This is a genomic window from Anaerosacchariphilus hominis (assembly GCF_014290175.1).
Lineage (GTDB): Bacteria > Bacillota > Clostridia > Lachnospirales > Lachnospiraceae > Laedolimicola > Laedolimicola hominis.
In genome coordinates, this window is record NZ_JACOOR010000006.1 from 213,315 (window position 1) to 236,082 (window position 22,768).

Sequence of the window (22,768 nt, forward strand, 5' to 3'; positions counted from 1 at the left end):
TTATTTTATCTGTTTGCTCCCTATGCTCTTATACGATACCCAGGAAGGACAGCAGCAGCGCCGCTACGATCAGGAATACCAGAATTCTCACATACTTGGGACCCGCCTTCTTAATATAGAAGTAAACGCCGAATACCACCAGCAACGGAAGTACGTTGGGGAAAATTGCGTTCAGCTTATCCTGCAGATACACAGCCTCGCCGGTCACGTCCGTCCAGGATACCACAGTTTTCAGCTTCACATAGGTGGAGGACAGGGCGCCCATCATAAAGAGACCCATGACGCTTGCCACATTAATCAGCTTGGTCAGCGCGCCGGACTGGAGAATGCTCACCACAGACTTCCGTCCCAGAGAATAGCCCTTGCTCACCAGGAAGTAAGCGAAAAGGGAAATACACACGCCCCAAATCAGCAGCGGAGCCACGCCTGCGATCCACGCGCCTGCGGATGCCAGCGGGATAAACATGGATAACAGAAGCGGTCTTAGCATACCGTGGTTTACTGAATCACCGATACCTGCCAGGGGTCCCATCAGACCTACCTTCAGGTTCGTAATCAGCTCCGAGGAAGCATCCAGCTCTTCCTTGCTTGCGCCTTCTTTTAAACGGGTAGCCCGCTCCTCCTCCAGGGCGCAGGAGATACCGAAGATCATGGAGCCCCAGGTAGCCTCGGAATTATAGAACATCAGGTGACGCTTCAGGGCTTCCTTATACTCCTCAGGATTGTCGTGATACAGCTTATTCAGCACCGGATCCATACCGAAGGAAAATGCCGGAGCAGTCAGACGCTCGAAACCGGAGGAAACCTCTGCACAGAGATAATATTTCGCCCAGCCTTTGATGATATCTTTCTTTGATACTAATTTATCTGCCATTGTTAAAACCCTCCTTCTTCGTCATCGTCAAATCCAAGCGTGCCCTTTTCTTCGTCGGCCTGCATATAGTTGCCCTGGAGAAGCGCGATACAGATTGCGAATACTGCTACGCCGATGGTGTTGATTCCGCTGTATGCCACCAGTGCGAAACCAATGATAAAGAACGGAAGCAGACGCTTTTTGCCGATTACCATAATGGTGACTGCAAAACCCAGTGCTGGAAGCAGGCCGCCTGCCACGCTCAGTCCGTTGGTTGCCCATGCGGGAATGGCGTTCAGGAAAGCGGTCACCGCATCCACGCCGAATGCCAGCGCCAGAGTAGCCGGAATCACACGAAGCGGAACAGAACAGAATAAGGGGTACCAGAACTCTGCTCGACGCATTTTCTTGATATTATTTTCCTCTACTGCCTTGTCTGCCAAATGAATGAAGTAGGAATGATAGGTTCTCTTCAGGTTATCCAACAGTACGCCCAGAAGACCAATCGGAACCGCGATGGTTACCGCAATCTCCGGTGACAGATTTGCCTGCAGCGCCAGGGGAATGGCGATACAGGCTGCCAGCGCCTCGTCGGAAGGAAGCGTTCCGCCGGGTGCGATGGCGCCCAGATAAATCATCTGGAGAGACGCGCCGATAATCATGGCGTTGGGAAGATCTCCCATAATCAGTCCGATGGGAACCGCAAGCACCATCGGCTAACGCAGAAGATGCAGCGTTCCATACCACAGTTTACATTGTCCAATCCAATACAAAATGCCAAACGTTAATGCTAAGCCTATACTCATAACCCTTTCTCCTTCTTAATGTTTACTCCTTGGTGTGCTCACGCACCATTTTCACCGCGTCGTCCAGTGTAATCACCGCATCCCGCGGGGTCATCTGCAGTGTGATCTCCACTCCCTTGCCCTGCATGTCCAGAAGCTTTTCCACTTCTTCCTCATTCAGGGACAGCTCCTTAGAAATCATCACCTTATCCGTGCCGTTCCCCAGGCCTCCCAGCTGAAGCTTTTCCAGCGGAAATCCCAGATCGTACGCTCTCTTGACACTCTCCACAGATTTGAAAAGAATCAGCATCTTTTCATTTCCGAACACGCCCTTCTGGAACGCCGCCACCGCCTTCTCCACGGAACGGATGGCCACCTTTACGCCCTGGGGCTTCGCCATCAGGAATACCTGGGCTAAAAATTTGTCTGCTGCCAGCTGATCGTCCACGATCAGAATCGCGTCCGCTGACACCTGCTTCAGCCAGGCGGTTACCACCTGTCCGTGCATCAGTCTGAAATCCACTCTCACCAATCTGATATCCGGCATCTTATTCACCTCCTCCCCACACATCGTCTTCTGTTTCTTCTATTTCTTCCGCCGGTTCGAGAATTCCTTCCCGAGCCGTACTCAGAATCGCATCTGCCAGCTGCGCTGTATCGCCGCTGTCCTCTCTTGCTCCCGCCAGCTCCAGCAGCATGGGCAGGTTCATACCGCAGACCACCTTCAGTTCATATCGCTGTCTGAGCATCAGAGCCACGTTGCAGGGGGTTCCGCCGTAAAGGTCGGTCAGGACAATGGCCTTTCCACCTGCCCGGGTCACAGCTGCCTCCGCCTGCGCCAGATATTCCTCGATGCCCATGCCCGGCATCAGGGACACTGCCTCTGTCCGTTCCAGCTTTCCGACAATCATTTCCGCACTGGCAATCAGTTCTTTTCCAAACTGTCCATGATTCATGATAATCACCGGTATCATGTTCTCTTTTATGCTCCTTTCCACATTTTTCTCCCTCAAGTTGTATTTTTCCTCAACTTGTGACTTTATACTACCTCATAATGTGTAAATTTGCAACTATATATTGTATTTTTGCACATTTACACAATTCTATCCCCGTTCTTTTGTGCATTTTTACTCATTCAGCTTTTCATTTTGGGGATTTGCACTTCCTATTTCCTCGTTACAATGTGTAAATTTCCAATTTCTATTTGACATCCGCCTCAAATTCAAATAAACTATAGGTAAGTATGACGATACATCAGAAAGAGAGATTCCATGAAGAAATTAACTGCCACAGAACGGCAAATGCAGATTCTGCAGCTACTGAATAAAAACGGAGCCATGAAGACTCTGGATCTGGCCAATTACTTCCATGTATCCCGGGAAACCATGCGGCGGGATCTGATGACCCTGACGGAACAGGGTCTCATTGACAAATGGTTTGGCGGCGTCATCTGTTCCGACCATCTGAGCCAGCACCCCTTCCTCTACGAGGATATGAAGACCTGGTTCCAGAACAGCCTCAAGGATTCCCCTGCTTCCTCCAAAAAGGAACTGGCTGTCCCTGCTGCTTCCGCTAAAACGGAGGAGAACGACAGTTCTTCCCTGAAGACGCAGATCGCCCGGAAGGCCCTGTCCCTTATTTCCCCCGGATCCACCATTTTCCTGGACAACGGGGAAATTTCCCTGTGTCTGGCGAAGCTGCTCTCCAGGCTCTCCGGATACACGATTATTACCGCTTCTATTCCGGTGGTAAATATCTGTATGGCTACCCAGAACCGGGTCATCATCTGCGGAGGCGTCGTGGCGCCCCAGGTACAGGCCTCTGCCGGAACCTCCGCCGCAGACTTTTTAAATCAGCTGAATATGGACGCGGCTGTCTTTGAAAGCGAAGGCTTCCAGGCCGGCAGCGGCCCCACCAGCAGTGACCTGGACTACAGCCAGGTCCAGAAGGCCGCCCTGCGGAACGCAAGACTGCGGATCGTCCTGGCTGAAAGCAGCAAGGCAGGCTACTCTTCCCTGACCCAGTTTGCCTCCTGGCAGGACATCGACTGTCTGGTCACAGACTCCTGCCTGGATCCTGCTTTCCGGAACAAATACGCAGACTCCATGCACATTGTTTTTGCAGATCCCCTTTAAGATTTCTATTTCCAAAAAGGAGCGTGAAAATCGCCTGATTTTCACGCTCCTTTTTATACCTCGCTGTCCCTTCGCTCCTGCTCCTGGATTTCTTTTTTCTTTTTCGTCATAAGCCCGCCGATTCGGCCGGTCTCCTTGGCGGACAGGGACTTCCAGCCATCCTCCAGGACCTTATCGAGGAGCCCCAGCTCCCCGGCGATCTCATATTTCAGCTGTTCCTCCGGCTCCAGATGGTTCAGATCCGGCTTTTTCTTTTTTGACATAAAAAGACCATACCCCTTTCATAACTGTTCAGTACCTGACCAGTTATCTTATTTTTAAAAGGAGTATGGCCATTTTCTCATGCCTTATTCGCTTTTTATACGCTTTTACATTCCTTTTCTTCCGCAGCACTGCTTATACTTCTTGCCGCTTCCGCAGGGGCAGGGATCATTGGGATATACCTTGGCTGCCTCGCGCTTCTTGGGCGCTGCGGCCAGGGTGGTGTCCTTATTGGTTCCCGTTACCTTGGCTACCTGCTCACGCTCGGCCTTCTCTTCCACGCGGACGTGAAGCAGAATCCGGACAGTCTCCTCCTGGATGCTGGCTGTCATGGCGGAGAACATCTCGTAGCCGCTGAGCTTGTACTCTACCAGCGGATCCCGCTGGGCGAAGGCCTGCAGGCCGATGCCCTGACGGAGCTGCTCCATATCGTCGATGTGATCCATCCACTTGCGGTCGATGACTTTCAGAAGGAATACACGCTCAAGCTCTCTGAGCATCTCCGGATTCGGGAACTCTGCCTCCTTCAGCTCGTAGAGCTTCACTGCTTCTTCCTTCAGCATGTGCTTCAGCTCTGCCTTATTCTTCTTATCGGCAATGCGCTCCGGCGTAATAGTCTGCAGCGGAATGGTGCGAAGCAGGGACTCGTTCAATCCCAGAAGATCCCACTCAGACTTATCCTGGTCGTCGCCAATCAGGCTGTCGATGACATTCTCTACCGTATCGGTGAGCATCTTGTAGATGGCGTCGCGCATGCTTTCGCCGTTCAGTACCCGGCGGCGCTCCGCGTAGATGATCTCACGCTGCTCGTTCATGACCTGGTCATACTCCAGCAGGTTCTTACGGATACCGAAGTTGTTGCTCTCTATCTTCTTCTGAGCCTTTTCGATGGCATCGGAAAGCATCTTATGCTCGATCTGTTCATTCTCCGGCACACCCAGGGCGTTAAACACGCTCATCAGACGCTCAGAACCGAAAAGGCGCATCAGATCGTCCTCCAGAGAGATGTAGAATCGGGATTCTCCCGGGTCTCCCTGACGGCCGGAACGTCCGCGTAACTGATTGTCGATACGGCGGGACTCATGGCGCTCGGTACCGATGATCTTCAGTCCTCCCGCCGCCTTGGCGTCATCGTCCAGCTTGATATCGGTACCACGGCCTGCCATATTGGTAGCGATGGTAACCGCACCGTGCTGTCCGGCCAGGGCTACGATCTCCGCCTCGCGCTCATGGAACTTGGCGTTCAGGACTTCATGCTGGATACCCTTCTTGCGGAGCAGTCCGCTCAGGTACTCGGAGGTCTCGATGGTAATGGTACCCACCAGAACCGGCTGTCCCTTGGCATGGGCCCGCTCGATCTCCTCTACCACTGCATGGAACTTCTCTTTCTTGGTCTTGTAAACGGCATCGTCCAGATCCTTACGAATCACCGGACGGTTGGTGGGGATCTCGATAACGTCCATGCCGTAGATCTCCCGGAACTCTTTTTCCTCGGTCAGCGCCGTACCGGTCATACCGGCTTTCTTGTCATATTTGTTAAAGAAGTTCTGGAAGGTGATATTTGCCAGAGTCTTGCTCTCTCTCTTGACCTTCACATGCTCCTTTGCCTCAATGGCCTGATGAAGTCCGTCGGAATAACGGCGGCCCGGCATGATACGTCCGGTAAATTCATCGACGATCAGGACCTGATCATCCTTTACCACATAATCCTGGTCGCGGAACATCAGATAGTTGGCTCTCAGGGCCAGAATCATATTATGCTGGATCTCCAGATTCTCCGGATCCGCCAGATTCTCGATGTGGAAATAATCCTCTACCCGCTTCACGCCATCGGCGGTCAGGTTCACGATCTTGTCTTTTTCATTGACGATAAACTCGCCGGTCTCCTCGATCTCCTCGCCCATGATAGCGTTCATTTTGCTGAATTCGCCGCTGGCCTCTCCGCGCTTCATGGTCTTCGCCAGGGCGTCGCAGATCTCGTAGAGCTTCGTGGACTTGCCGCTCTGTCCGGAGATAATCAGCGGGGTACGGGCCTCGTCGATGAGGATGGAGTCGATCTCATCAATGATGGCGTAATGCAGGTCTCTCTGTACCAGCTGTTCTTTATAGATGACCATGTTGTCACGCAGGTAGTCGAAACCAAGCTCGTTATTGGTCACATAGGTAATATCGCAGTTGTATGCGGCGCGGCGCTCGTCGCCGGTGCTGCTGTTCAGTACCACGCCCACGGTCAGGCCCAGGGCCTCATGGACCTTGCCCATCCACTCGGCGTCACGGTGCGCCAGATAGTCGTTGACCGTCACGATATGGACGCCCTTGCCTTCCAGTGCGTTCAGGTATGCGGGAAGGGTAGACACCAGGGTCTTACCTTCACCGGTCTTCATCTCGGCGATACGTCCCTGATGGAGGATAATACCACCGATGAGCTGTACCCGGTAATGTTCCATGCCAAGCACACGCTTCGCTGCCTCGCGGACTGCCGCAAAGGCCTCTACCAGCAAATCATCCAGAGTCTCTCCATTTGCCAGACGCTGTCTGAATTCTTTCGTTTTTCCCTTCAGTTCTTCATCGGAAAGCTTCTGCATCTCAGGACGCAGGGCCTCGATCTTGTCCACCAGCGGATAGATCAGCTTCAGCTCCCGTTCACTGTGAGTACCAAACATTTTTGTAAATAAATTCATCTGCTAACTCCAATCTTAAGTTTCTGATATTTCAGACAATACTCTGTTTAACATTTTAACACTACACGGGCGATTATTCAAGGAAAGATTGTAAAAGAGCGCCCGTTTCAGGGCGCTCCGCTCTTATTTACAGAATGTCAATATGCTCTCCTGCCAGAGCCTTATTCATGCTGCGCACCGCGCAGAATTTGCCGCACATGCTGCAGGTATCGCTGTGGTCATCCTCCGGAAGTCTGTCATCCCGGATGGCCTTTGCAGTCTCCGGATCCAGGGCGCAGGCAAACTGGGCGTCCCAGTCCAGAACTTTCCGGGCATCCGCCATCTTATCATCGATATCGCGGGCCCTTGGAATTCCCTTGGCGATATCCGCCGCATGGGCCGCGATCTTGGACGCGATAATGCCCTGCTTTACATCCTCCAGGTTGGGCAGCGCCAGGTGCTCCGCCGGCGTCACATAACACAGGAAAGCGGCTCCGTTCATGGCCGCCACGGCTCCGCCGATGGCTGCTGTGATGTGATCGTAGCCCGGCGCGATATCCGTCACCAGCGGTCCCAGTACATAGAAGGGCGCGCCCATACAGAGCGTCTTCTGCACTTCCATATTGGCCGCAATCTGGTCAAGCGGCACATGCCCCGGGCCCTCTACCATGACCTGTACATTATGAGCCCAGGCCCGCTTGGTCAGCTCGCCCAGACGCACCAGCTCCTCGATCTGGCATACGTCCGTGGCGTCCGCCAGGCATCCCGGTCTGCAGGCGTCTCCCAATGAAATCGTCACATCATATTCCTCACAGATATCCAGGATTTCATCAAAATACTCGTAAAACGGATTTTCTTCCCCGGTCATACTCATCCAGGCAAATACCAGACTGCCGCCCCGGCTTACAATATTCATCTTTCTCTTATGCTTTTTGATCTGCTCGATGGTCTTCCGGGTAATGCCGCAATGCAGGGTCACGAAATCCACGCCGTCCTGAGCGTGAAGCCGGATCACATCCAGAAAGTCCTTCGCGGTCAGCGTATCCAGATCCCGCTGATAGTGAATCACACTGTCGTACACCGGCACGGTTCCAATCATAACCGGACATTCCTTTACCAGCTTCTGCCGGAAGGGCTGGGTATTGCCGTGGCTGGACAGATCCATGATGGATTCCGCTCCCATCCTAACGGCGCTCATCACCTTTTCCATCTCCACGTCATAATTTTTCACATCTCTGGACACCCCCAGATTGACGTTAATCTTAGTGCGCAGCATGCTGCCCACGCCCTCCGCGTCCAGGCAGGTGTGGTTCTTGTTGGCGCAGATGGCCACCTTTCCCTCCGCAACCAGCTTTCTTAAATCTTCCTCCTGCATGTGCTCCTTTGCCGCTACAGTCTTCATCTGCGGGGTAATGATTCCTTTCCGTGCCGCATCCATCTGTGTTGTGTAGTTTTCCATAAGCATCTCCTTTTGTTTTTTTATTATCTTCAGCTTTCGCTTACTTTCCTTCTGTGCTTCGGTAAAAATACCGCTCCACCGCGTCAAACAATCTCATATGGAAGGTTCCGATTCCTCCTGACGTCTTCCGGCTTTCCCTGTCCGCCCACTCCGCGCAGCTTCTCCAGAGTGCGCCCGCCGTCCGGGCTGCCTCCCAGGGATCCGCCTCTGCTCCGCACAGCAGCGCGCAAAGGGCTGACAGCATACAGCCTCCGCCGGTAATCCGGGACAATCTCGCGTCGCCGCCGGTCAGGACTTCTGCCCTGCCGCCCTCCGCCACCACATCTCTTGGCCCGCTCACCAGAACCGCACACTGATATGCCTCCGTCAGCTTTCTGGCCAGATCTGTCTGTTCTTCCACGCTCTCCGTCACACCGCTCTCCACGCCGCCGGAGGCTCCATTCCAGATATGCAGCAATGCTTTCGCCTCTTCCTGATTGCAGCGGATCAGTGCCATACGCACGGAATGCGTCAGCTTTTCCAGCTCCCGCAGGCGAAAGGCGCTGGCTCCGGCCCCCACTGGATCCAAAACCACCGGGATTCCAAGCTCATTGGCCCGTTCTCCGGAAATGACACAGGCCCGCATTTTCTCTGCATCCGGGACTCCGGTGTTCAGAAGCACCGCCTGACAAATAGCCGTAATCTCCGCCGCCTCTGCCGGTTCCTGGGCCATAATCGCGCTGCCCCCTGCTGCCAACAGGATATTGGCCACATCCTGCATGGTGACCGGATTGGTCAGGCAATGCACCCGCGGGCGGATACGGTTCATCTGCGCTAGTATGTTATCGAAAAGACAGCTCATTTACCACACCGCCCTTTTCCAATACCGTGATCAGGATATAGGCCAGGATACTTCCCGCCACCGTGGAAATCAGGAACGGAATGATATAAACGAACAGGCCTGCCGGTTCCGCTCCCATCAGGAATTTGGCCACCGGCCAGGCCGCCAGACCGCCCAGGACACCCGTACCAAAGGCCTCTCCCACACAGGTCAGCTTCAGATTTTTCGTCCCCGCAAAAACAAGTCCGCACACAAGCGCTCCAACCATGCTGCCCGGGAAGGCCATCAGGCTGCCCAGTCCCAGAAGATTTCTCAGGAGGCTTGCGCAAAAAGCAATTCCCGCGCTCCAGGCCGGCCCCATCAGGACTGCCGCCAGGATATTGACCATATGCTGCACCGGCGCGCATTTGCTGCCTGCCACCGGAAAACTCAGCATGCTTCCCACTACCGCAAGCGCCGTCAGGACGCCTGCCATCGCTACTTTTTTCGTCAGATTTCTATTTTTTCTGTCCATATCCTTCTCCTTTTGGGATTTCTGTTTGAAATCATGCCGCCTGGAATTTCCTATAAAGTAAAAAAGGGAACTCCCGCAGGTGTTCTCCTCTAAAAAATAAGAAAGTGCGCAGGCACTTCCTTCTCCAGGCATCTCCCTACGTTGGCATTATCCAAATCAGGTTGTGGGTCGAGACTCTCAATTCTCCTCTCAGCCGACTCCAGCCAGCTCCCCATATCCGGTTTATTCTGTTGATGTTCTGATTATAAAACAGAGCTGTGCGTTTTGCAAGGAAATTTTAAGCAACGGATATTTCCCGGCCGAAAGAAATGATAAGATTCTTTATTACGACTGTTCGAATTTTTCTGCAAGACCAGTATATTTACAAAATGAGAGCCATTCAGAAAAAGGGCAAAGGAAAAGAGTAGATTACTATAATTCGTGACAAGGGCAAAAAGGGACTGCGCCTTCCGCGCAGTCCCTCAAAAATCCTGTTTTACTGTTCCGGCTCAATGAGTCCGTAGGTATTGCCCTTTCTCTTGTAAACCACGTTGATCTGCTCGGTCTCCGCATTTACAAATACATAGAAGCTGTGGCCCAGCAGCTCCATCTGCACGCATGCGTCCTCGGGATACATGGGCTTCATGTCGAACTGCTTGGTACGGATGATGCGAACCTCCTCATCCTCTGCCTCTTTGTCGATAAACTCCTGACGGAAGCTTCCGGCTCCCTGCTCCCGCTGTACGATCTTGTTCTTGTACTTGCGGAGCTGACGCTCGATGACCTCCTCCACCAGATCGATGGATACATACATATCGTTGCTTACCTGCTCGGAACGGATGACGGTTCCCTTCACAGGAATGGTTACCTCAATCTTCTGTCTTTCTTTTTCGACACTTAAAGTAACATGTACTTCCGTGTCCGGAGTAAAATAGCGCTCTAACTTTCCGAGCTTGTCCGTGATGGCTGAACGGAGCCCCTCTGTCACATCGATATTTTTGCCGCTGATTACATAACGCATAAAATCAACTCCTTTACGGGTATTTCGAGATCTCTCTCTAACGCAAGTATACCACATTTCGGTACGGGATACAACCGCCAAAAAGATCTAAGGCGCTTCCGATGGTCACATCCAGTCGGCCCTTTCCGAGAGTGCGAAGCGCCTCCACGTCCTCCATGCTGCCCACGCCGCCCGCATAAGTAATGGGGATTCCGGCCCAGTCGCCAAGCATGGCGGCCAGCTCTCTTTCGATGCCGGAGGCCTTGCCCTCCACGTCCACGGCGTGGATTAAAAATTCACTGCATTTCCCGGATAATTCATCCAGAAGGCCGGGCGTCACCTGCACATCCGTAAACTTCTGCCAACGGTCGGTGACGATGTAATACGCGCCGTCCCTTTTCCGGCAGCTTAAGTCCAGTACCAGGCGGTCCCGACCTACGGCAGACAGCATCTTTTCCAGATTCTCATACTGGATCTGTCCGTTTTTGAATACGTAGGAGGTCACGATAACCTGACTGGCTCCGGCGTCCAGATACTCCGCCGCGTTCTCCGGATGGATGCCGCCGCCGATCTGCAGGCCGCCCGGATAAGCCCGAAGAGCTGCCAGAGCCTGTGCCTTTGTAGCCTCGTAATAGGGCGAGTCCACACCGTTCAGCAGGATCACATGGCCGCCTTTCAGGCCATCCTCCTGATAGAGCTGTGCATACCAGGCTGCATCCTGCCGGGACACAAAATTCTCTCTGGCGAAATCATGTTCATCGTTCAGACTGCCTCCCACGATCTGTTTGACCTGGCCGTTATGGATATCGATACATGGACGAAAACGCATCTTCCGTTCCTCCCTATTCTTACGTTTTTTGTTATTATAGTGGATTCTTTTTTCTTTTGTCAAATCACCGAATCCGACATACTTTTGTGCCATTTTGTGCAATCATTCTCTCTTCATTTCGTTATATAATAAATGTACAAGATTTTTTCGTGTTTTCTTTATTCTTTGTCTATTTTTTACAAAGGAGGAGTTTGAATGGCATTAAACAGAGAGCAAAAGTTAAAAGCGTACAAAGATATGCTGTTAATTCGCCAGTTTGAAAGCAAGTTGCCGGTGCTCATAGCCGAGGGCCACGCCTGGGGAGAGGCGCACCAGTATATCGGTCAGGAGGCCGTTGCTGTAGGCGTATCCTCTGCACTGACAAAAGAAGATTCTGTAACCAGCACCCACCGGGGACACGGACATCTGATTGCCAAGGGCGGAGAAGTAAAATATATGTTTGCCGAGCTGGCAGGTAAGGCTACCGGCTACTGCAAGGGCAAAGGCGGTTCCATGCATATCACCTCCCTGGAGCATGGCATCTATGGTGCCAATGGCATGGTCGGACAGGGTGTCTGCATCGCGCTGGGTGTGGCTTTTGCCAATAAATATAAAAAGGATCATACGGTAACAGTTGCTTACTTTGGCGACGGTGCTGCCAATGAGGGTACTATCCATGAATGTATGAACCTGGCATCCATCCTGAAACTACCGATTATCTTCCTCTGTGAAAATAATAAATACGCCATTACCACAGACGCAGATTACGCTACCAGCGTCAAAGACATTTCCGTCCGCGCCGCAGGCTACAATATGCCTGGCGTCACTGTAGACGGTATGGATATTGAAGCTGTCCATGCAGCGACCCTGGAGGCTGTAAACCGGGCAAGAGCCGGCGAAGGCCCGACTCTCATTGAGGCAAAATGCTATCGTTTCTTTGATCATTTCAACAGCTATCCTAAGATTTGCCCCTTCCGCTATCGCAAGGAGGAAGAGATCGAAGAATGGAAGAAACGGGATCCCATCCCTGCCTTTGAGCAGAAGCTTCTGGCAGAGGGCGTTGCCCAGGAGGAGCTGGACTCCATTATCACGGATGTAGACAAAGAAATTGAGGAAGGCGTACAGTTCATGATCGATTCACCTTACCCGGATATGTCCGAGGCTTATACCGATATGTACACAGACAAGCACTACACTATGCCGATCAGGGGGTGGTAATATGGCAAAGAAGAAACGTATTTCACAGGCCATCAGCGAAGCGATCATGGAAGAAATGATCCGCGATGAAAACGTAGTAATGATTGGAGAAGATGTGGAGTCCGGCATGAATGGAAATTCCATCGGGCTTTTGGATAAATTTGGAAAAGACCGTGTCATCAATACTCCCATTTCCGAGGCCGCATACACCGGTATGGCCATTGGCGCTGCCATGAAGGGTATGCGTCCGGTTATTGAATATTGTATCAACACCCTGCAATATGTCAGCATGGAAATGCTGGTTAATCAAGCCGTCAAGCTACGCTACATGACCGGCGGCCAGGTCAGCGTTCCCATGGTAGCCATCGTCAATATGTCCGGCGCGGGTATCAGCTGTGCTGCCCAACATTCAGACAGCACCTGGGCCCAGCTGATTCACATGGGTATGAAGGTCATCGTTCCCTCCGGTCCGATTGACGCCAAAGGGCTTATGAAGGCCGCCATACGCGACAATGACCCGGTTGTTATCTATCTGCCGGCACTGGCGTTGGGCGTGGCTGAGGAGCTTCCGGAAGACGAATATCTCATTCCTCTGGGTAAGGGGTCTGTAAAGAAGGAAGGTACTGATCTGACCATCGTGGCCGTGGGACATATGGTTCCCGAAGCAATGAAAGTCGCAAAGATGTACGAAGCGAAAGGCATCTCCATTGAGGTCATTGATCCGCGAACCCTCTATCCGCTGGATATCAACCTGATTCTGGACTCTGTCCGAAAGACCGGCAAAGTAATTGTAACTGATGACGGATACCGTTTCTGCAGCTGGTCCTCTGAGGTAGCAGCCACCATTTCCGAGCAAGCCTTTGACAACCTGAAGGCTCCTGTAAAACGGATTACCCGTCCTGTAAACTTTGTTCCCTACAGCCGTCCGCTGGAATGGACCACCTTCCCGTACACAGGACAGCTTCTGGAAGGCGTCGCACAACTTACCGGCGTAAAACCAGATCTATAAATCCGACTCATATTCTATACAGTGACAGGAGGGTGTGTTATTATGAAGATAGGCATTAAATTACCCCAGGAAGGCATGGCAATGACAAGCGGCGAGATTTCCGAATGGAAGGTCGCTGTAGGCGATACCATCACCGAAGGACAGGAAATCGCCGATATCGAAGCCGGAAAGACTGCATTTCCATTGGTAAGTCCCTTTTCAGGCAAGGTTGTGGAGCTCTGCGTGGAAGAAGGAGACACTGCCATGGTCGGCGATGTGGTGCTAAAGCTGGAAAGCCAGGATTAATTTTCCAGACGCTTAAGGGGGAGCCGGGATGACTCCCCCTGTTTTTCTTTTCTATTCCGGGAGGTCCATTTATGAACTACAGAAATCTTTCTGAATCCATTCACATACAGCTTTTTTCCCGGAAAACCGGACTAACTGCACCTGATTTTCCCTGTATCCGGCTTTTCTATACGCAGCAAGGCTCTCTAAAAATCCGGCTGAATCGGGAAACCGTTTACGTTGACCGGGGACAACTTTTGCTCTTTAATGAAAAGGATTTTGAGGTACTTTATTTGGAACGGGACACACAGGTTCTGACTCTTTTTATTGGTCTTGATTATTTTCAGCAGCACACCTTCAATACCATCTGGCGGGAGGCCTTCTTCAGTGAATTCATTCTCTGGATTTTTGATAGCCGGCTACGCAGCTTCTCTCATGCCCTTTACCGTGCCACGCCGGAAAATAACCTGGCAGATCTGATGAATGCCCTCCATGATGAATTTACCTCTTCCGCTCTCTGCGCACGGAATGCCAGTGACTGCTATGTTCTTCTAATCTTTATCCGGTTGGCCCGGGAATATGCCGGGGAATATGGCAAGACAGCCTGGAATAAGCACCTGGAATATGGCCGCCTGATTCACTATCTCAATGATAATTACCGAACGGCCACACTGGAGGATACCGCTGCGTATTTTCATTTCAGCCCGGCCTACATCAGCAAATTTTTGAAAAAAACCACCGGGAAAAGCTTTATTGAATACATCCAGCAGCAACGAATCGACGCCGCCATGCATGTACTCCGTAATTCTGATATGCCGGTCAACTCTATTGCCCGTCAGGTTGGCTACCAGAATATAAGCTATTTTTACCGGACCTTTGAAAAATACAATCACTGTACGCCGCTGGAATATCGGAAACAAATGCGGAAAACCGAACCATAGATTTTCTTAATTCAGCTCTGCAATTCTGGACACCCCCACATAAATCTCCGAAATCTTATACCAGGTCCGGTAATCCACCACCCCGGTCTGGGGCAGGCCGAAGATGGACTGGAAGATCCGCACGCTCTCGGCGGTGGCCGGGCCGTAGATGCCGTCCTCGGAGATGATTGGAATGGCCGGGTAGTTCCGGGCGATGCGGTTCAGCTGCTCCTGCAGCTGCAGTACCTTCTGGCCGGAGGCTCCGTTGGTCAGCTCGTAACCGGGCCAGGAATAGGGCACGCCGGAGATCTCCTCTGCCGTATTGATATACATGGAATCCCCGTAATAGTTCCGCAAAATCTCGATGGCTGTATAGCCCTGCTCCCCCAGGGACTGGCTCCCCCACTGGCTCATCCAGTTGGGACAGCTGACCCGGCGCCCATCGCAGTACTGGGTCAGAATGGGCTGCTTCACATTGGGTCGGGACAAATAATCCGCGAACAGCTCATCGACGATCAGGGAGATATTTTCAAAAATATTGCGGTTGCGAATCCATTTGTGATCGAAGGCCGTAGAGGAAGTGATGGTGAAATCATAGCCCTTGTTTCTATACCATTCGGTATACACCCGGTTCAGTGTAAAGGACATAATCGCCAGCACATTGGCCCGGATGGCCGCGTCAGTCCAGGTGGCGTAGATTTCGCTGCAGGCCACATTTTTGATGTAATCCCGATAGCGGACCCAGTAGTCGGAAGCCGAACTGTCCGAGGGCGCGCCGTCGTGAACGATGACGTACTCCGGCACCACCACACGGCTCAGGACGATCTCCCCACTCTCGCCCACCGGCTTGATCTCCGCTTCGGCGATCTTCGGCGGATAATTCCCGAACAGGGTATGAGCTCCGATGACATAGCGCTCATACTCTTCTCCCTGCCGGGGCTGCATCCGAATCTCCTGAATGGCCGTCACCTCCGGCAGAATCTCCGTTCCCGCAATCTCTACCGGCCCGTAGCCCGGCGCGGTCACTGACAGGGTATATTCCGAGTAGGGCTGGGGCTCGCTTGGCTCCACACTGTACTCCAGAGGCGGCGCGGCCAGCTCCACTTCGTCGGTCTGCCCGGAGCTGTTCGTAGTCAGCTCCTCCATGGTCCGCTCCGGCTCCCCCGTATAAGAAATCGTCACCTTCGCCCCCGGAATGGGCTCCGCGCCCCGGGCGGAGGTAATATGAATCTGTAGCTTTCCGTAGTCCGGCAGATCGGACTGCATGGCTTTTATTGGAATTCTTTGCATGATCGCATCCTGTATGATTTATTGCTACAGTATATGCGAAGAGGCGTAAAAAAACCCGGGCAGACAAAAAAATTTGTCTGCCCGGGCTCTATACTCCTTTTTTCTATCCTGCGTAGGGCAGGGACTCGAAGAGTTCATTTTCATCTATGCCGCCCACAGTGCCGGTGTAATAGCCTTCTTCGTCCAGGTCCACCGGGAAGCTGCCCGGGGTGCCGTCCTGTTTTTCAAAGCAGAAGACGCCCTCCTCGGAGTAACCGGTGGGGATGATGACATCTCCCGGCTTCAGCTCGGTGTTTCCTCCCTCGATGCGGCAGGGGATGGAGCTTTTCACTGTCAGCGTGGGCCTGTAGCCATCGGGCGTACCCAGGAATTCGTAGAGACTGCTTTCCGTGGTGAAACGGCCGTTTTCGATGGCATAGGTTCTGGTTCCGCCATAGGTTCCCAGCACATCTATCTTGGAAGTAATGGGGAAGCCGTCCCGCGGATCGGAAGGCAGCGCGCCCAGGGCTCCGTCCCGGGTGTCGGTCTGGGTGATGCCGTTTTCATCGATTTTCACCAGATAAACAATATGATAGTCATTATAGCTATAGGTATCCGCCATCACATAGATTCCGTCCTCCTGCTGCACCTCATAGACCCCAGTCACGCCCAGGCACTCGTCCAGCTTCAGAGTCTCGTCTCCATACACGGCATTGACCGCAAGGATTTCCTCGTCGTCGGGATAAGCCTGCTCCGTGGTCACCGTAAACGCTTTTCCGTTGAGCTCCGTCGGCACGTCGATGGCCAGGGACGTTATGCTGCCTGATTTCTCATCCGCAGAGTCTTCGCTTTCCCCTGTCGTCTCAGCCGGCTTTGCCGTATCTTCATCCTTTGCGCCACATCCGGCCAGTGTAACTGCCGCCAACAGAACTGCACATAATAAAAAATGGTTCTTTTTCATTTTACCTGTTCCTCCTGTCTGTCATTTCTACCTGTGGCTTTATTATAGATTCCGTACTTTGCTTTTTATTTAAGAGTTTATTAAGTTTATTTGATAAACCGGTCGATGGCTGCTGTCAGCTCCTCGATGGCTTCGTGATCACCGCTCTCAACAGCGTCCACCATGCAGTGCTCGATATGATCCTTCAGGATCACCTTCGCCGTATTATTAATGGCCGCTTTCACGGCGGACAGCTGCACCAGCACCTCGCTGCAGTCCCGGCCGTCCTCCACCATCCGCTTGATGGATTCCATATGGCCGATGGCTCTGGACAGGCGGTTCAGCACAGCCTTGGTATTCTGATGAGTATGGGTATGCCCGTGACTATGGCTATGCTCATGGCTGTGTCCGTCGGTGTGACTGTGCTCCTCATGGGTATGGGTGTGCTCATAGACGGTTCCGTCTGGTGCTACGTGTGTATGGGTATGGGTATGTTCACTCATATTTTCGCTCTCTTTCGCAACGCTGCCATTACTTTTCATGACAGCATCTACTTTCTTTTATTTTCATTCGGATTATATCATATCCTATACTGCAAATGCAATCCGGCCCACGGGGATGTTTTTTCCGGATTTTCCGAATCCTGTTATCCCAGCCGCTTCCGCAGCTCTTCCTCCCGCTTTCCTGCGTTCAGGAGCCCTTCTGCTTCCGCGAATAGCTCCGGCAGCTCCTCCTGAAGCACCTTTTTGCACACCGGCTGCTCCCGGAGGCCGGTCAGGAAAATCACCAGCTCCTGTTTCTCCCCGAAGGTTTTCCGGATAAATCCGGCGCCGTTTTTCATGGCCGCTGCCAGCAGCTCTTCCTGCTGCAGAGCCAGTTCCCTTTCCTGACAGCTTCTTTCTGAAAACGCGTCCGCCGCTCCGGTGAGCCGCGCCTTTTTCCGGCAGGAGCCTATCACCTCAAAGAGCTGCTGCTCCTGTTCTTCCTCCCCGGCCCCCAGAAGTCCGTTCTCTTTTCGCACCGCCAGACTCTTCCGGCGGCTTTCCAGCCGTTCTTCGATGAGCGCCGTCATCTGCTCCGCGGAATAACCCAGCGTTCCCTGGCCCAGGCCGTCTGTGAAGAATCTGAGGCTGTCCGCCAGCTTCTTCTGCCCCGCGTAAGTCATGCCCATGGTGTAAATGCGCTGCAGCAGAAGCCATACGATACACAGACGTTCATCAAAGGGCAGTGCCGGAAGCTCTGCCCGCTCCGGTATGGTTCCCTCCAGAATCTGCTCCGGAGCCAGCTCCTTTTTCCATTTTTCATAGAGGCGGTAGTAAAAGGTGAACTCCGCCGCCGTATCCTCATCCTGTAGATACTGACTGAACAGAACTTCCTCCACGCCCAGCTCCAGTTCCTCCATGGTCAGCAATATCTCCGACAAATCTTCCCAGGCCCGTCCGGTCACGAAGCCCTTTTCTCCAGGCTCCATCACATAGAAGCGCTCCGGCCGCAGCTCCAGGAAGGAAAGCACCGCCGGATGCAGCCCCCGCTCGATGGCATAGGTCTTCCAGATGCCGAAATCCGGCTCCACATTCATGTACCGCACCCGGTCCAGAGTCACTGTGTCGAACTCCCGCACGGAACGGTTGTAGGCCGGCGGGTTGCCTGCTGCCACGATAATCCATCCCTCGGGAAGCACATGGCTTCCGAAGGTCTTATACTGAAGGAACTGCAGCATGGCAGGCATCAGTGTCTCCGATACGCAGTTGATTTCGTCCAGAAATAAGATGCCGTCGGTACAGCCGGTTTTCTCTATCTGCTCGTAAACCGATGCGATGATTTCACTCATGGTATAGGAGGTCACCGTATAGGTTTTCCCCGCAAACTCTTTCTCATTCAACACTGGCAGGCCAATGGCGCTCTGGCGGGTGTGATGGGTCATGGTATAGGCCACCAGGCCGATGGAACACTCCCGGGCTATCTGCTCCATAATAGCAGTTTTGCCGATACCCGGCGGACCGATAAGCAGCACCGGGCGCTGACGGGGCACCGGGATCCGGAAGGTCCCGGCTGCGGTTCTAGCCGTATAAGCCCGGACCGTTTTCTTGATTTCATCTTTTGCTTCCTGTATATTCATGTCTTTCTCTCCTCCAGTACCAGACGGTGTACCCAGTCCGGCATATCAATGGCGTCAAAATGACCGTTCAGCATCACGAACCAGACCTGATAATCCGGTTCCCGCTTCGGATACCAGCCGCAGCCGTCCGTAAAGTACAGAATTCCCTGCAAATCCCGCAGCTCACCCTGCTGCCGCAGCTCCTCGATCCGCGCAAAAGCCGGACGAAAATCGGTGCCGCCCCCGCCCCGGATCTCCAGGTGCTCCAGATATTTTTCGAATTCTTCTCGGCTGTGAATACAGTCGTCCCGCTGGATCTGATTGTCGCACTGGATCAGGTGCAGGCAGAAGCTTCGGAAGAACAGGCGCTCCTGCTCCAAAATTCCCCGTGTTTCCTCCAGGAAGACACGTACCAACTCCTTTTCGCAGGATCCGGAGGTATCGATGACAATGACCAGGTCGGCGATTTTCCGTTCCTCGCTGTATTCCAGCGGTTCTATCAGCGGCATATTTCCATACATTTCCAGTCCGTAAGTGTACCAGGAATACTGAAACTCGTCCAGATTCAGGCGGCTGTCCTCCCGATAGGAGGACAGGCCTCTTAAAATACTCCGATAATCGCCCCGCTGACCGGCTGCAGGGACGAGACGCTGGATTCGGTTCCGTTTGGCCGTTCCGGCCTTTCGCTTCCGGCGGGGATTGCCGCTTCGAAGCAGCTTCTCACCCTGCCCCTGCCAGAAAGCCTTTTCCCGCTCATCAGGCTTCTGTCCCCAGAGGCTGTGGTCGTCTACCGGGGGCTTTTCCGGGATAGCTTTTCCCCAAAGCTCCTCCGTCAGCGCCCAGGCCTTTTCGTCGCAGTCAGACTCCCAGGCTTTTCTCTCCTTTGGTTCCACACGCCAGGCCTCGAAGGGGTGACCCAGAAGGCAGTGGCTGAGCATGTGCAGCAGCTCCCGGCAGAGGAAATCGCTGTCTTTTAGAAAATCTGACCGAATCCGGGACGGGGAGAGATAAAAGACGCGGCCGTCGGTCCGGAAGCCCTCTTTGTCTCCACCCTCCCCTTGCTCCCTATTCTCCATTATTTTCACTTCTGTCACAACCTGTTCCGGCTGCTTCTGTTCCTCTATCCGGAACCTCACTGCGCCCAGCACCGGTGCGAGACCGTGGAACTGCTGATAAAGCTTCAGCTTTGCCAGATCGAGGATTTCGTATTCTGTTGTATACTGACTGGCCTGATTTTCCATGCCCCGCTCCGCTTCCTTTCGCCTTTCTTCTTGTCTATTATTTTAACACGATGACGCAGATTTATAAAGAACCCTTCATTTATAAAAAAGAATGTAACATGGTATTTCCTATAGAGCAAAAAAATATCTGTATCATTTTCCTCGGAAAATGATACAGATATTTTTAATTTCTTATGAAAACTACAGCTCGCAGTTCTTCACAGTTCTCGGGAACGGAATCACGTCGCGGATGTTGCCCATGCCGGTCAGGTACATGACGCAGCGCTCGAAGCCCAGACCGAAACCAGAATGACGGACGGAACCGTATTTCCGCAGATCCAGGTAGAAGCCGTAGTCCTCTTCCTTCAGGCCCAGTTCCTGCATACGGCCGGTGAGCTTGCCTAAGTCGTCCTCTCTCTGGCTTCCGCCGATGATCTCGCCGATGCCCGGTACCAGGCAGTCCATAGCCGCTACGGTCTTGCCGTCCTCGTTCAGCTTCATGTAGAAGGCCTTGATGTCCTTCGGATAGTCGGTGACGAAGATCGGGCGCTTGAATACCTGCTCGGTCAGGTAACGCTCATGCTCGGTCTGCAGGTCGCAGCCCCAGCTTACCTTGTAATCAAAGTTGTCGTTGTTCTTCTCCAGAATCTCGATGGCTTCTGTGTAGGTCACATGTCCGAACTCAGAGTTCAGGACACCGTGGAGTCTCTCCAGAAGTCCTTTGTCCACAAACTGATTGAAGAAGTTCATCTCCTCCGGAGCATTCTCCAGCACGTAGCTGATGACATATTTCAGCATGGCCTCGGCCACTTCCATATTATCCTCCAGATCCGCAAATGCCATCTCCGGCTCGATCATCCAGAACTCTGCCGCATGACGGGTGGTATTGGAATTCTCTGCGCGGAAGGTGGGTCCGAAGGTGTAGATGTCACGGAAGGCCATGGCGTATGTCTCGCCATTCAGCTGTCCGCTTACAGTCAAGTTCGTCTCTTTTCCGAAGAAGTCCTGGCTGTAATCTATCTTGCCGTCCTCGGTCTTCGGTATGTTATTCAGATCCATGGTGGTTACCTGAAACATCTCGCCTGCGCCCTCGCAGTCGCTGCCGGTGATCAGCGGCGTGTGTACATATACAAAGCCTTTCTCCTGGAAGAACTGATGGATTGCGTAGGCGATCAGGGAGCGTACCCGGAATACAGCCTGGAAGGTATTGGTTCTGGCACGCAGATGGGGAATGGTTCTCAGGTACTCGAAGGAGTGTCGCTTCTTCTGCAGCGGATAATCCGGCGCGGAATCACCCTCTACAGTAACCTCTGCGGCCTGAATCTCAAAGGGCTGCTTTGCCTCCGGTGTAGCAATCAGAGTTCCCTTTACTATGACGGCTGCTCCCACATTCAGCTTGGAAACCTCTTTAAAATTCCCCATGTTATCATGGTATACGATCTGCAGTGTCTGGAAACAGCTTCCGTCTCCCATGACCAGGAAGCCGAAGGCCTTGGATCCACGGTTACTGCGGACCCAGCCTGCTACAGTGATTTCTTTGTCCAGATAGCTTTCGGTATTGCGATATAACTCTTTTACGGTAATACACTTCATATTGTCTGTCCCTGTCCTTTTTTACTTCTTTTTCTTATGCTTTCGGCATTTGCTCTCCCGTATGCCGATTCAGATTACAGTATAGCGCATTTTCTCCGGGTCTGCAAGACGGGAATCTCAAAGAATCCGTCCCTTTTCCATAAAAAAGAATGTGCCGTTGGCACATTCTCGCGCCGAGGCGCGGTTGCCTTGACAACCATCTACCACTGCGCCGAGTGCGCATCCCCCCGGAGGTTTTTTTGCTCTATAGGAAGCAAGACTTTCGTGCTTTAACGTGATACTGTATTTCCTATAGAGTAAGAAAGAATCCTGCCTTGCAGGATTCTCCGCCTGCGGCAGGTCGCCTAAGCGACATACTACTTCTCCGCCGCAGTGCGATAATATTTTTTATGCAATAGGGAATTCCATAGGAATTTCCTATTGCATAAAAACACCCTGCAAATCTGTTCCGATCTGCAGGGTATGGCTTTTTTCTTTTTTGGTCTGACTAACGGGTAGTCTGGTTTGTGGTGCCGTTCGTCATATCGTCTACCACATTTTCGGTGCCGTCCACCACGTCGTCCACGCCGTTCATAATGCCGTCTCCCACATCTTCCACCGCGTCGCCTGCGCCGTCTACGGCGTCATCCACAATGTTGCCGCCATTGACTTTGTCATTGTTTATGGTGCCGTTGGTGGTTCCATTGGTGGTATCGTTGCCGTTATTGTCGGTGGTATTTTCGGTGTTCGGCGTGTTACCGGTGCCGCCGTTGTTATCGGAATTGCCACAGGCGGTCACGGACAGTACCATGACAAGGAGCAGCAAACCTGCTGTGTATTTTCTGAGCTTTTTCATAATATGAATTCTCCTTTCTGCCGTCTCTGACGGGTTCTGTTGGTCTATCCACATTATGAGCTGTTCCGAACTTTTTTATGCACAGGGAACTGTTGTTTTTTCCACTTTGTTCTACTGAAAAAGCAACGCAGTCTTTTTTCGGACTGCAT

General features: G+C 52.6%; 23 protein-coding genes and 1 riboswitch. Of the genes, 5 read left to right on the forward strand and 18 right to left on the reverse strand.

Annotated features, from left to right (window positions below; translation table 11 throughout):
• Nucleotides 1-28: 28 nt before the first annotated feature.
• The 4 genes from H8S44_RS11640 to H8S44_RS11655 form a co-directional block, all read right to left on the reverse strand.
• The gene (locus H8S44_RS11640; protein WP_186872348.1) at nt 29-874 is read right to left on the reverse strand and encodes a PTS system mannose/fructose/sorbose family transporter subunit IID; all 846 of its coding nucleotides are present in this window, start codon (nt 872-874) and stop codon (nt 29-31) included.
• A gap of 2 nt (nt 875-876) precedes the next feature.
• Entirely contained in the window at nt 877-1,566 is a 690-nt protein-coding gene (locus tag H8S44_RS11645; protein WP_243167587.1) for a PTS mannose/fructose/sorbose/N-acetylgalactosamine transporter subunit IIC, read from the reverse strand.
• A 115-nt stretch (nt 1,567-1,681) separates the two neighbouring features.
• The gene (locus tag H8S44_RS11650; RefSeq protein WP_186872347.1) at nt 1,682-2,185 is read right to left on the reverse strand and encodes a PTS sugar transporter subunit IIB; all 504 of its coding nucleotides are present in this window, start codon (nt 2,183-2,185) and stop codon (nt 1,682-1,684) included.
• A 1-nt stretch (nt 2,186) separates the two neighbouring features.
• Nucleotides 2,187-2,636, reverse strand: a complete 450-nt coding sequence (locus tag H8S44_RS11655) for a PTS sugar transporter subunit IIA (RefSeq protein WP_330593462.1) — start codon at nt 2,634-2,636, stop codon at nt 2,187-2,189.
• 273 nt (nt 2,637-2,909) lie between these two features.
• Between H8S44_RS11655 and H8S44_RS11660 the strand changes: the two genes are divergently transcribed.
• A complete protein-coding gene (locus H8S44_RS11660) occupies nt 2,910-3,773 on the forward strand; it encodes a DeoR/GlpR family DNA-binding transcription regulator (protein WP_186872346.1) in 864 nt (287 codons plus the stop codon).
• 53 nt (nt 3,774-3,826) lie between these two features.
• On the opposite strand, the gene H8S44_RS11665 is transcribed toward H8S44_RS11660, so the two are convergent.
• The 7 genes from H8S44_RS11665 to hisA all read right to left on the reverse strand — a co-directional run bounded on the left by H8S44_RS11665 (nt 3,827) and on the right by hisA (nt 11,295).
• Entirely contained in the window at nt 3,827-4,036 is a 210-nt protein-coding gene (locus H8S44_RS11665; RefSeq protein WP_186872345.1) for a small, acid-soluble spore protein, alpha/beta type, read from the reverse strand.
• A gap of 105 nt (nt 4,037-4,141) precedes the next feature.
• Entirely contained in the window at nt 4,142-6,715 is a 2,574-nt protein-coding gene (gene secA / locus H8S44_RS11670; protein ID WP_186872344.1) for a preprotein translocase subunit SecA, read from the reverse strand.
• A 127-nt stretch (nt 6,716-6,842) separates the two neighbouring features.
• Entirely contained in the window at nt 6,843-8,153 is a 1,311-nt protein-coding gene (thiC, locus tag H8S44_RS11675; RefSeq protein WP_186872343.1) for a phosphomethylpyrimidine synthase ThiC, read from the reverse strand.
• A 40-nt stretch (nt 8,154-8,193) separates the two neighbouring features.
• Nucleotides 8,194-8,994 carry a hydroxyethylthiazole kinase gene (gene thiM / locus H8S44_RS11680; RefSeq protein WP_186872342.1) on the reverse strand — a complete coding sequence of 267 codons (801 nt, stop codon included), beginning with the start codon at nt 8,992-8,994 and terminating at the stop codon, nt 8,194-8,196.
• Nucleotides 8,975-9,487, reverse strand: coding sequence for an energy coupling factor transporter S component ThiW (gene thiW / locus H8S44_RS11685; protein ID WP_186872341.1), 513 nt, complete (start codon nt 9,485-9,487; stop codon nt 8,975-8,977). The genes thiM and thiW overlap by 20 nt, the downstream gene beginning before the upstream one ends.
• A 116-nt stretch (nt 9,488-9,603) precedes the next feature.
• Nucleotides 9,604-9,711: riboswitch (TPP riboswitch) on the reverse strand.
• A gap of 251 nt (nt 9,712-9,962) precedes the next feature.
• Complete coding sequence (gene hpf / locus H8S44_RS11690) at nt 9,963-10,487, reverse strand: ribosome hibernation-promoting factor, HPF/YfiA family (protein ID WP_186872340.1); 525 nt, start codon at nt 10,485-10,487, stop codon at nt 9,963-9,965.
• A gap of 37 nt (nt 10,488-10,524) precedes the next feature.
• Nucleotides 10,525-11,295, reverse strand: a complete 771-nt coding sequence (hisA, locus tag H8S44_RS11695; RefSeq protein WP_186872339.1) for a phosphoribosylformimino-5-aminoimidazole carboxamide ribotide isomerase — start codon at nt 11,293-11,295, stop codon at nt 10,525-10,527.
• 195 nt (nt 11,296-11,490) lie between these two features.
• Here hisA and H8S44_RS11700 point away from each other — a divergent pair, with 195 nt between their 5' ends.
• The 4 genes from H8S44_RS11700 to H8S44_RS11715 all read left to right on the forward strand — a co-directional run bounded on the left by H8S44_RS11700 (nt 11,491) and on the right by H8S44_RS11715 (nt 14,685).
• Nucleotides 11,491-12,492 (forward strand): thiamine pyrophosphate-dependent dehydrogenase E1 component subunit alpha, encoded by a 1,002-nt coding sequence (locus tag H8S44_RS11700; protein WP_186872338.1) that lies wholly within the window; start codon nt 11,491-11,493, stop codon nt 12,490-12,492.
• Nucleotide 12,493: 1 nt separating this feature from the next.
• Complete coding sequence (locus tag H8S44_RS11705; RefSeq protein WP_186872337.1) at nt 12,494-13,480, forward strand: alpha-ketoacid dehydrogenase subunit beta; 987 nt, start codon at nt 12,494-12,496, stop codon at nt 13,478-13,480.
• Nucleotides 13,481-13,522: 42 nt separating this feature from the next.
• The gene (locus H8S44_RS11710) at nt 13,523-13,765 is read left to right on the forward strand and encodes a biotin/lipoyl-containing protein (protein WP_186872336.1); all 243 of its coding nucleotides are present in this window, start codon (nt 13,523-13,525) and stop codon (nt 13,763-13,765) included.
• 71 nt (nt 13,766-13,836) lie between these two features.
• The gene (locus H8S44_RS11715; RefSeq protein WP_186872335.1) at nt 13,837-14,685 is read left to right on the forward strand and encodes a helix-turn-helix transcriptional regulator; all 849 of its coding nucleotides are present in this window, start codon (nt 13,837-13,839) and stop codon (nt 14,683-14,685) included.
• A gap of 6 nt (nt 14,686-14,691) precedes the next feature.
• Here the strand turns inward: H8S44_RS11715 and H8S44_RS11720 are convergent, their stop codons facing one another.
• The 7 genes from H8S44_RS11720 to H8S44_RS11750 form a co-directional block, all read right to left on the reverse strand.
• Entirely contained in the window at nt 14,692-15,954 is a 1,263-nt protein-coding gene (locus H8S44_RS11720; RefSeq protein WP_186872334.1) for a peptidoglycan-binding protein, read from the reverse strand.
• Nucleotides 15,955-16,057: 103 nt separating this feature from the next.
• Entirely contained in the window at nt 16,058-16,894 is an 837-nt protein-coding gene (locus H8S44_RS11725) for a hypothetical protein (protein WP_186872333.1), read from the reverse strand.
• Nucleotides 16,895-16,980: 86 nt separating this feature from the next.
• Complete coding sequence (locus tag H8S44_RS11730; RefSeq protein WP_186872332.1) at nt 16,981-17,376, reverse strand: metal-sensing transcriptional repressor; 396 nt, start codon at nt 17,374-17,376, stop codon at nt 16,981-16,983.
• 143 nt (nt 17,377-17,519) lie between these two features.
• Nucleotides 17,520-18,992: an ATP-binding protein gene (locus H8S44_RS11735; protein ID WP_186872331.1), complete on the reverse strand. Its 1,473-nt coding sequence runs from the start codon at nt 18,990-18,992 to the stop codon at nt 17,520-17,522.
• On the reverse strand, nt 18,989-20,212 hold the full coding sequence (locus H8S44_RS11740; protein WP_186872330.1) for a VWA-like domain-containing protein: 1,224 nt from the start codon (nt 20,210-20,212) through the stop codon (nt 18,989-18,991). Before H8S44_RS11740 ends, H8S44_RS11735 begins: the two co-directional genes overlap by 4 nt.
• A 180-nt stretch (nt 20,213-20,392) precedes the next feature.
• Nucleotides 20,393-21,784, reverse strand: coding sequence for an asparagine--tRNA ligase (asnS, locus tag H8S44_RS11745; RefSeq protein WP_186872329.1), 1,392 nt, complete (start codon nt 21,782-21,784; stop codon nt 20,393-20,395).
• 487 nt (nt 21,785-22,271) lie between these two features.
• Nucleotides 22,272-22,619, reverse strand: coding sequence for a hypothetical protein (locus tag H8S44_RS11750; RefSeq protein ID WP_186872328.1), 348 nt, complete (start codon nt 22,617-22,619; stop codon nt 22,272-22,274).
• Between the last annotated feature and the right edge of the window lie 149 nt (nt 22,620-22,768).

Excerpts from the sequence above, each read along its gene's own strand:
- H8S44_RS11640 (WP_186872348.1), bottom strand. The coding sequence starts at position 874 with ATGGCAGATAAATTAGTATCAAAGAAAGATATCATCAAAGGCTGGGCG.
- H8S44_RS11645 (WP_243167587.1), bottom strand. The coding sequence starts at position 1,566 with ATGGTGCTTGCGGTTCCCATCGGACTGATTATGGGAGATCTTCCCAAC.
- H8S44_RS11650 (WP_186872347.1), bottom strand. The coding sequence starts at position 2,185 with ATGCCGGATATCAGATTGGTGAGAGTGGATTTCAGACTGATGCACGGA.
- H8S44_RS11660 (WP_186872346.1), top strand. The coding sequence starts at position 2,910 with ATGAAGAAATTAACTGCCACAGAACGGCAAATGCAGATTCTGCAGCTA.
- H8S44_RS11665 (WP_186872345.1), bottom strand. The coding sequence starts at position 4,036 with ATGTCAAAAAAGAAAAAGCCGGATCTGAACCATCTGGAGCCGGAGGAA.
- secA (WP_186872344.1), bottom strand. The coding sequence starts at position 6,715 with ATGAATTTATTTACAAAAATGTTTGGTACTCACAGTGAACGGGAGCTG.
- thiC (WP_186872343.1), bottom strand. The coding sequence starts at position 8,153 with ATGGAAAACTACACAACACAGATGGATGCGGCACGGAAAGGAATCATT.
- thiM (WP_186872342.1), bottom strand. The coding sequence starts at position 8,994 with ATGAGCTGTCTTTTCGATAACATACTAGCGCAGATGAACCGTATCCGC.
- thiW (WP_186872341.1), bottom strand. The coding sequence starts at position 9,487 with ATGGACAGAAAAAATAGAAATCTGACGAAAAAAGTAGCGATGGCAGGC.
- hpf (WP_186872340.1), bottom strand. The coding sequence starts at position 10,487 with ATGCGTTATGTAATCAGCGGCAAAAATATCGATGTGACAGAGGGGCTC.
- hisA (WP_186872339.1), bottom strand. The coding sequence starts at position 11,295 with ATGCGTTTTCGTCCATGTATCGATATCCATAACGGCCAGGTCAAACAG.
- H8S44_RS11700 (WP_186872338.1), top strand. The coding sequence starts at position 11,491 with ATGGCATTAAACAGAGAGCAAAAGTTAAAAGCGTACAAAGATATGCTG.
- H8S44_RS11705 (WP_186872337.1), top strand. The coding sequence starts at position 12,494 with ATGGCAAAGAAGAAACGTATTTCACAGGCCATCAGCGAAGCGATCATG.
- H8S44_RS11710 (WP_186872336.1), top strand. The coding sequence starts at position 13,523 with ATGAAGATAGGCATTAAATTACCCCAGGAAGGCATGGCAATGACAAGC.
- H8S44_RS11715 (WP_186872335.1), top strand. The coding sequence starts at position 13,837 with ATGAACTACAGAAATCTTTCTGAATCCATTCACATACAGCTTTTTTCC.
- H8S44_RS11720 (WP_186872334.1), bottom strand. The coding sequence starts at position 15,954 with ATGCAAAGAATTCCAATAAAAGCCATGCAGTCCGATCTGCCGGACTAC.
- H8S44_RS11725 (WP_186872333.1), bottom strand. The coding sequence starts at position 16,894 with ATGAAAAAGAACCATTTTTTATTATGTGCAGTTCTGTTGGCGGCAGTT.
- H8S44_RS11730 (WP_186872332.1), bottom strand. The coding sequence starts at position 17,376 with ATGAGTGAACATACCCATACCCATACACACGTAGCACCAGACGGAACC.
- H8S44_RS11735 (WP_186872331.1), bottom strand. The coding sequence starts at position 18,992 with ATGAATATACAGGAAGCAAAAGATGAAATCAAGAAAACGGTCCGGGCT.
- H8S44_RS11740 (WP_186872330.1), bottom strand. The coding sequence starts at position 20,212 with ATGGAAAATCAGGCCAGTCAGTATACAACAGAATACGAAATCCTCGAT.
- asnS (WP_186872329.1), bottom strand. The coding sequence starts at position 21,784 with ATGAAGTGTATTACCGTAAAAGAGTTATATCGCAATACCGAAAGCTAT.
- H8S44_RS11750 (WP_186872328.1), bottom strand. The coding sequence starts at position 22,619 with ATGAAAAAGCTCAGAAAATACACAGCAGGTTTGCTGCTCCTTGTCATG.